Source organism: Pirellulales bacterium (genome assembly GCA_035939775.1).
Lineage (GTDB): Bacteria > Planctomycetota > Planctomycetia > Pirellulales > DATAWG01 > DASZFO01.
Genome location: DASZFO010000260.1, coordinates 1 through 6,709, shown reverse-complemented (window position 1 = coordinate 6,709; position 6,709 = coordinate 1). Strand labels below are relative to the sequence as shown.

Below are 6,709 nucleotides of genomic sequence, written 5' to 3'. Positions count from 1 at the left end.
GTCGACCGACCGCGAATTGCGGTCGTCGAGCAGATGGCCCAACTCGTGGATCAGAATGTTGTTAAGGTAGAAATCTTTGACTGCCCGTTCGGTCCAGACCAGCTTCCACGAGCCATCCGGCTCGTGAACCCAGCGGCCGCCGAACATCCGCGCCTCGTTGATCTGACTCGGCTTTGGCGGAGCGCTGTACGTCTCCTCGAGGCATTCCTCGATCGGATAAAGATAGACGGCCGAGCCCCATTGCATGCCATAGCAAGGGAAGCTCTGCTTCTTCCGCGTCATCCGGCTGAATTGGAGCGTTTCCAGCGGCTCGACAAACCGCTTGGGCAGTTCGGCCAACCGAGCGCGGACCTCATCCGGGGTGACGACGTGCCGAAAGCCGTTTCCCGGCGATTGAACGAGAATCGTGAATCCCTCGCCATCCTCTCGCGGTTCGTACCAGTTCTCCGGCGGCACGAACGGAAGCCGTTGATGGCGCTCGATCCGCCGGGCGCGCTTGCTTAGCGGCACGCCCCGGCGCGCACTCTTGGCCCGGGCCATCGAGTTGATATGGTCCAGATGATTTGGGCTGCGTCCGAACGAATTGGCAGGGAATTGATGCACCATAGCGGCACCCACGGTCGTTGTCGCGCTTCCACGCGACGTTGCTTGGCCCGGCCTGATCCATGGCGCCACGGCATTTGCAAAACACACATCAGCGGGATTCGAGCCAGTCTCAAATCAACCACAATTCCATCCTAGATATGGCCCATGCACTAAAACAAGTGAACACCGTAAGTGGCTTTAGCAGCGTAACTTACGACGTTCAATTGATTGCGATTTGGGTAGCCGCAAGGGGGATTGACGGCAGTTGGAAGCGAAGGTCCCCACGGGATTTCGCGGCATACCCTTTGCCGTTAGAATGGGCGAGTGCGCGGCGGGCTGGCGAGATGCGCCGGCGAGATCCCAAACATCGGCCAGGAGGATTGCATGCGGCACGACGACGAGCGGGAAAACTGGATCAAAAACACCTTGGCCGTCGTCTTGGCCGGCGGCAAAGGGTCGCGGCTGGAGCCGCTGACGCGCGATCGGGCGAAGCCTGCCGTCCCCTTCGGCGGCTCGTATCGGATCATCGACTTCTCGCTCTCGAACTGCATCAACAGCGGCATCCGCAAGATGCTCGTCCTCACGCAATACAAGGCGATGAGCCTCGATCGCCACATCAACCTGGGCTGGCGCTCGCTCTTAAGCCGCGAGCTGGGGGAATTCATCGACCTGGTTCCCCCGCAGCAGCGGATCGACGAGCATTGGTATCAGGGAACGGCGGACGCCGTTTATCAGAATATCTACACGTTGGAGAAGGAGCGGCCCGAGCTGGTGCTGATTCTTGCCGGCGACCACATCTACAAGATGAATTACGGCAGCCTGGTCGAGCTGCATCGCGAGAAGGACGCCGATCTGACGATCGGGGCCCTGCGCGTTCCCGTGACTGAGGCGCGGCATTTCGGCGTCATGCAGATCGAAACCGACGGCCGGGTGATCGGCTTCGAGGAGAAGAAGGTCAACGCGAAATCGATCCCCGGCGATCCGCGGCACTGCCTGGCGTCAATGGGGATTTACGTGTTCAACGCCCGCTTTCTGTTCGAGCAGTTATGCCTCGACGCCACTCGGCCGGGCAGCGCCCACGACTTCGGCCACAATATCATCCCCGCGATCATCGACACGCATCGCGTGTTCGCTTACGCATTCCGGGATGAGAACCGCAAGCAAGACGCCTACTGGCGCGACGTGGGGACGCTCGACGCCTATTTCGAGGCGAACATGGACCTGGTGCACGTCGATCCTCTGTTGAACATGTACGACGACCGTTGGCCGATCCGCACCTATCACCCGAACTATCCGCCGCCGAAATTCGTGTTTGCCGGCGAGGGGCCGGACGCCCGTCGCGGCCACGCCCTGGACAGCATCGTTTGCCAGGGATGCATCGTCTCCGGAGGCCAGGTCGAACGGTCGATCCTCGGAGCGAACGTGCGCATCAACAGCTTCGCTCACGTGCAGGATTCCATCCTCTTCGACGGGGTCGATATCGGCCGGCATACGCGGATTCGCCGTGCGATCATCGACAAAGGGGTCCGCATCCCGCCGGGCGCGTCGGTCGGCTACGACCCGGAGGAAGACCGCGCTCGCGGCTTTACCGTGAGCGACAACGGCATCACCGTGATCGCCAAGGCCGACGGCGTCGAGCATTTTCAAGAGATGGAGTCGCTCGAGCGCTAACCGGGATTTCTCCGTCCCGACTTGGGGCCCGCGGCGAACCGCATTGAAATCTATAGGTCGGATCGCGGCTGGGAGCAAGCAAATTCCGACGAGAAAATGCTTGAATTGCGAGTCCTTTGACATTCCCCCCCCGCGACCTAAATTCCCTTGTTTGTAGGAAAAACTGCTTTGCGATAGCGGTGGAGGAATGCCACGGCAAAGGGGCGATCGTCGGGCTTGGGGCTCGGCGTTCTATCGCAGACGGGAACCAGGTAAAGCTCATGAATCGGCAATAGGTGTCCCCGGTGGAGAACTCATCTTCGCTCGTTTTGTTGGCAGTCGTGATGGCGGTAGTCGAGTTAGTCGCCGGCGGAGCGATCGGCTGGTGGTTGCGTGGAAGCCAGCAAGGCGCTTCGCCGGGCAAGCACGGCGGCGACGTGCAAAGGGCCCGCACCGCGCTTTTGAAATTGAATGAATTGGCCACGAGCGTCGCCGCCGACGTGGGCGAGCATTCATCCCGGGTGCAGGCGATCAGCAGCGAGCTGACCAATCGCTCGGACGGTGTTCCGCTGGATTCGGCTGTGTTGGGCGCCGTGGCTCAAATCATCGAGGCCAACGAGCGGCTGCACCAGCAGTTGAAAACAGCCGAGGTCAAGCTCCAGGAGCAGGCCCACCAGATCGAGGTCCACGCCGCCGACGCCCTGACCGATGCCCTGACCGGCGCCCCGAATCGCCGACTCTTCGACAGCGAATTGTCCCAGCGGCTGGCGGAATGGCAACGCAAGGCGACGCCGTTCTGCCTGTTGATGGTGGATGTCGATCAATTCAAGAAATTCAATGATGCGCACGGGCACTTGGCCGGCGACGAAGTGCTTCGCGGGGTCGCGCAGAGCCTGCGCGAGACGCTACGGCAAATGGACATCGTCGCTCGCTACGGCGGCGAGGAATTCGCCGTGATCATGCCTTCGACGACGCTCGAAGAATCGGAGGCCGGGGCCGCTCGCACCTGCGCCTTTGTCGCAGGGCGGAACGTCGATTTCGAAGGCAAGTCGCTCAGCGTCACGGTGAGCGGAGGGTTGGCCCAAGCGCAGGCCATGGAAGACGAAGTCATGCTGATCAAGCGGGCCGATGAAGCCCTGTATGCCGCCAAGAATGCCGGCCGCAACCGCATGTATCTGCACGACGGCCAGTCGGTTCGGCCAATCGGAGGCATCAAGTCCCCGCCGCGGACGCCGCCGGTCGCCAGCGCGCCTGCGCCCCTCGCCGCTGGGTCTGAGATCGCGCCAGCCGCGGAATCCGAGGGGGACGGCGTCCGCACCGACGCACAGACGGGATTGGCCAATCGCACCGCATTTTGCGAGGAGGTCCGCCGCCGCGTGGCCGAAGCGCATCGCTACGAATCGAAGCTCTCGCTGATGCTCGTGAAAGTGGACAACTTCTCGAAGATGTCGGGACGGCACGGCGCGCCGGCCGTCGACCTAATCCTCAAGACCGTCTCGCAATTCCTGACCGCCGGCATGCGCGAGATGGATCTCGTGGCCCGCTACAGCGACGACCGGTTCTCCGTGCTGCTGCCGGGCACGCCGCTGAATCAGGCCGTGGGCGTGGCCGAGCGGCTACGTGCCGCGGTGGCGCGCTGCCCGCTGCGAGGCAAAGATCTTGATCTCCCCATCAGCGTGAGCGCGGGTTTGGCGGAGGTCGAACAGGCCGACGACTCGGCCGCCTTCCTGAAGCGGGGCGAGGCCGCCCTGCAGAATTCGGTGCAGGCCGGCGGCGATTGCACCCATTATCATACCGGTCAGACGATCGAGACGTTCGTGCTGAAAGAAGCGACGGTGTAGCGTAGTAGGCACGATCCACATGCCGCAACCAAATCGGCGGACGGCACACGGAGTGTGCCCGCTACATTCGCTGCCTCAGGCTTTCACCAGTTCCACGCAGATCCCGCCGGCGCGAAACAGCTTGTGGACCTGCGTGAACCACAATTCCTTTCGCGGCACCAGGCCCAGTTCGCGGCAGGTGCGGAGCAATTCCTGGCGGTTGTACGTGCGGCAGCACCAGATGCGGCTCGTCCACGCGCCGCCGAAGCTGTCTTCGGTGGTCAACAGCAGCATCTTTCCGCCGGGGACCATCACGCGGGCTAACTCGGCCAAACCCGTCCGCGGGTCGGGCAAGTGCTCGAGCACGTAACCGCAGGTGACGCAATCGAACGAATCGGCGGGAAACGGCAGCCGCGAAAGATCGGCGACCAAATACCGCGGCCGTTCGCTCCGCAACAACTTTCGCGCGCGGCGCAACATCTCGGGCGAGAGGTCGAAGCAAGTGATTCGCGCGCGAGGATCGGAGTACTTGATCAAGTGACCGGCGATCTGGCCGGCGCCGCTCCCCACGTCGAGAATCTCGCGGCAGCCTCCCAGATCGAACTTCCGCTCGCGCAGCAAACGCTCTCCGAGCGGCTTATGCAGCGAGAGAAAACTGCACGTGGCCAGGATCGCCCCTTTGGGGCCAGCGTAGACATCGCGAACTTTCGCCCGATACTCGTCGTAACTCACCCGCTGGATCAATTTGTCTTCCAACAAATGGTTGATCACGCTCTTGCGGCGGCGGCGCGGGGGCCGTTTTTCCTTGGGTCGCGGCATGATCGACTCGCTTCCGCAATTCACGCGCCGCCAACGCTACAAATACACTCGGCGGTTGTAGATATACCACTCGAATAACAGCACGCCTAGAGCCAGAACCAGCAAAAACTTCCATATCTCGCGGCGAGCCGGCTCCCAGCGGCTTTGGGCCGTCACCTCGCTGAACCCGATCTTGATCGAACCCTCGGTCCGGGCGCGGATGTCGCTTTCCCGGGAGTCGAACAGGTTCACCGCGAACTGCTGAGTCGCCTTCCCGGCCTCGCGGACCTCATAAACGCCCAATTGATCCGTCTGGGCAAAGTTGAACGTGCTCTGCCGGCTCCGCGGGATTTCGGCCGACTCCCCGGATGGGGTCCGAACGACCAGCGGCGCTGCCGAATCGCTCCGTAGCACCACCGGCTGACCGGGATGATAACTCGCCCCTGCCGAGGCCTGCTGATTGCGCCCGAAATATTGCAGCAAATTCGAGACAAACAACGGAAAGCTCAGTTTGATCGGCCAATTGGTATTGGCATACGCCTCGCCATGCTCGTCCGTCTTGAGCAAGTCGATCCCCAGCACGGCGTCCTCAAACCCTTCTCGCGGGCTGATCGCCATGAGTATTCCCTTGTTGCTGTCGATCAGCCGGGTGGCGCCAGGGGGTGCTTTGAGCGGCCGGCCTTCCAGAACATCCACGTCGCCCAATTCGATCCCTTGCGTGATCGGATGGCTGCGGTCGCTGTCGATAATTTGCGGCTGAACGACCGGATCGCTCGCCGACCAATCGGCCAGCGGCGGCACGGCCCCGATAAACCAGGTATTGGCCTGCGGCATCTGCTCCGGCCGGCAGCGGTCGTAGATCACTAAGTCAAACGCTCCGGCTGCCGCCAGTTTTTTTTGCTCGGGATTCTTTAGCGCGTCGGGCTTGATTTCAGTCACTTCCGCCCACTGCTGCGCCGATGGGACCGTCAGCGCCCGCTGCAACGGTTCGTTTCCGGACGTGACCAAGAGCACTCGCGCCCGCCGCGACGGATTGATGACCGCCCAGGCCTGATTATCTTGCATGAAAACGTCCGGCGTCGTCACCGCCAGCCGTAGCACGCCTCGATCGACCGAGCCCAGACCGAAGGCCTCGCTGGCAGCCTCACCCGCGGCGATCTTCGAGTGCCGGGCGTCGAGCAACTGCCCGTCGAGATACAGCTCCAGGTTCACCGTGACGGGCTCGGCGCCATGGTTCTCCAGCCGGGCAAAGGCCTGCAATTGATCGGGATGAAGCTCGCTGCGGCCGGTGGTGAAGGCGATGATGCCGACGTTCGCCGCGTCGGCCATACCGATCGGCACGAACTCCGGTTCGAGATTCCCCAGCGAAAACCCACGCACGTCGGGAAACCGGCCGTCGCTCAGGATATAGAGTTTGGCGGGGAGCGGCTCCGCCAACTGGGCATTGCCGATCTCGATGCTCGTGCTCGGGTTGGCCAGGCCGGCCGCCAGCCGCAGCGCCTCGTCGAGCGACGTGGAGTGAATCGTCGGCCGAATCGCGGCCAACGCGCGGCGCAGTTCCTGAACGTTGTCGGTGTAGCTCTGCTCGACCTGGGCCGTGTCGGAAAAGCTGATGATCATGCCCTTGCTGCCGGAGTCCATCTGATCGAGCAATTGCTCGACGCGGCGCTTGGCTTCGTCCAGCCGCGTGGGGACGACATCGGTCGCGTTCATGCTGGCCGAGTTATCGACGAGAAAGATGTAGCGATCGCCGGCCAGTCGTCCCCCTTCCCAATTTGGCCGCAGAAGGGCCAGGGCCACGATCGCCAGCAGGAGGAGTTGCAGAAACAACAGCAAGCTCTGCCGCATCCGCTGCC

5 protein-coding genes are annotated in these 6,709 nt (G+C 62.5%); 2 read left to right on the top strand and 3 right to left on the bottom strand.

The annotated features are described in order from the left end of the window. Positions 1 to 606: hypothetical protein (locus tag VGY55_16280; GenBank protein ID HEV2971535.1), on the bottom strand; the 606-nt coding region annotated here is incomplete at its 3' end. 363 nt (positions 607 to 969) lie between these two features. Between VGY55_16280 and glgC the strand changes: the two genes are divergently transcribed. Both glgC and VGY55_16270 read left to right on the top strand, forming a co-directional pair. Then, positions 970 to 2,256 (top strand): glucose-1-phosphate adenylyltransferase, encoded by a 1,287-nt coding sequence (glgC, locus tag VGY55_16275; protein ID HEV2971534.1) that lies wholly within the window; start codon positions 970 to 972, stop codon positions 2,254 to 2,256. Between the two features lie 284 nt (positions 2,257 to 2,540). Continuing rightward, positions 2,541 to 4,076 carry a GGDEF domain-containing protein gene (locus tag VGY55_16270; protein HEV2971533.1) on the top strand — a complete coding sequence of 512 codons (1,536 nt, stop codon included), beginning with the start codon at positions 2,541 to 2,543 and terminating at the stop codon, positions 4,074 to 4,076. Positions 4,077 to 4,151: 75 nt separating this feature from the next. On the opposite strand, the gene VGY55_16265 is transcribed toward VGY55_16270, so the two are convergent. Both VGY55_16265 and VGY55_16260 read right to left on the bottom strand, forming a co-directional pair. Further along, positions 4,152 to 4,874, bottom strand: coding sequence for a class I SAM-dependent methyltransferase (locus VGY55_16265; GenBank protein HEV2971532.1), 723 nt, complete (start codon positions 4,872 to 4,874; stop codon positions 4,152 to 4,154). Between the two features lie 36 nt (positions 4,875 to 4,910). Next, positions 4,911 to 6,709 (bottom strand): VWA domain-containing protein (locus tag VGY55_16260; protein ID HEV2971531.1); only part of this gene is annotated, 1,799 nt, incomplete at its 5' end.

Bases quoted from the DNA above. Each gene is read 5' to 3' on its own strand.
- glgC (HEV2971534.1), top strand. From the start codon at position 970: ATGCGGCACGACGACGAGCGGGAAAACTGGATCAAAAACACCTTGGCC.
- VGY55_16265 (HEV2971532.1), bottom strand. From the start codon at position 4,874: ATGCCGCGACCCAAGGAAAAACGGCCCCCGCGCCGCCGCCGCAAGAGC.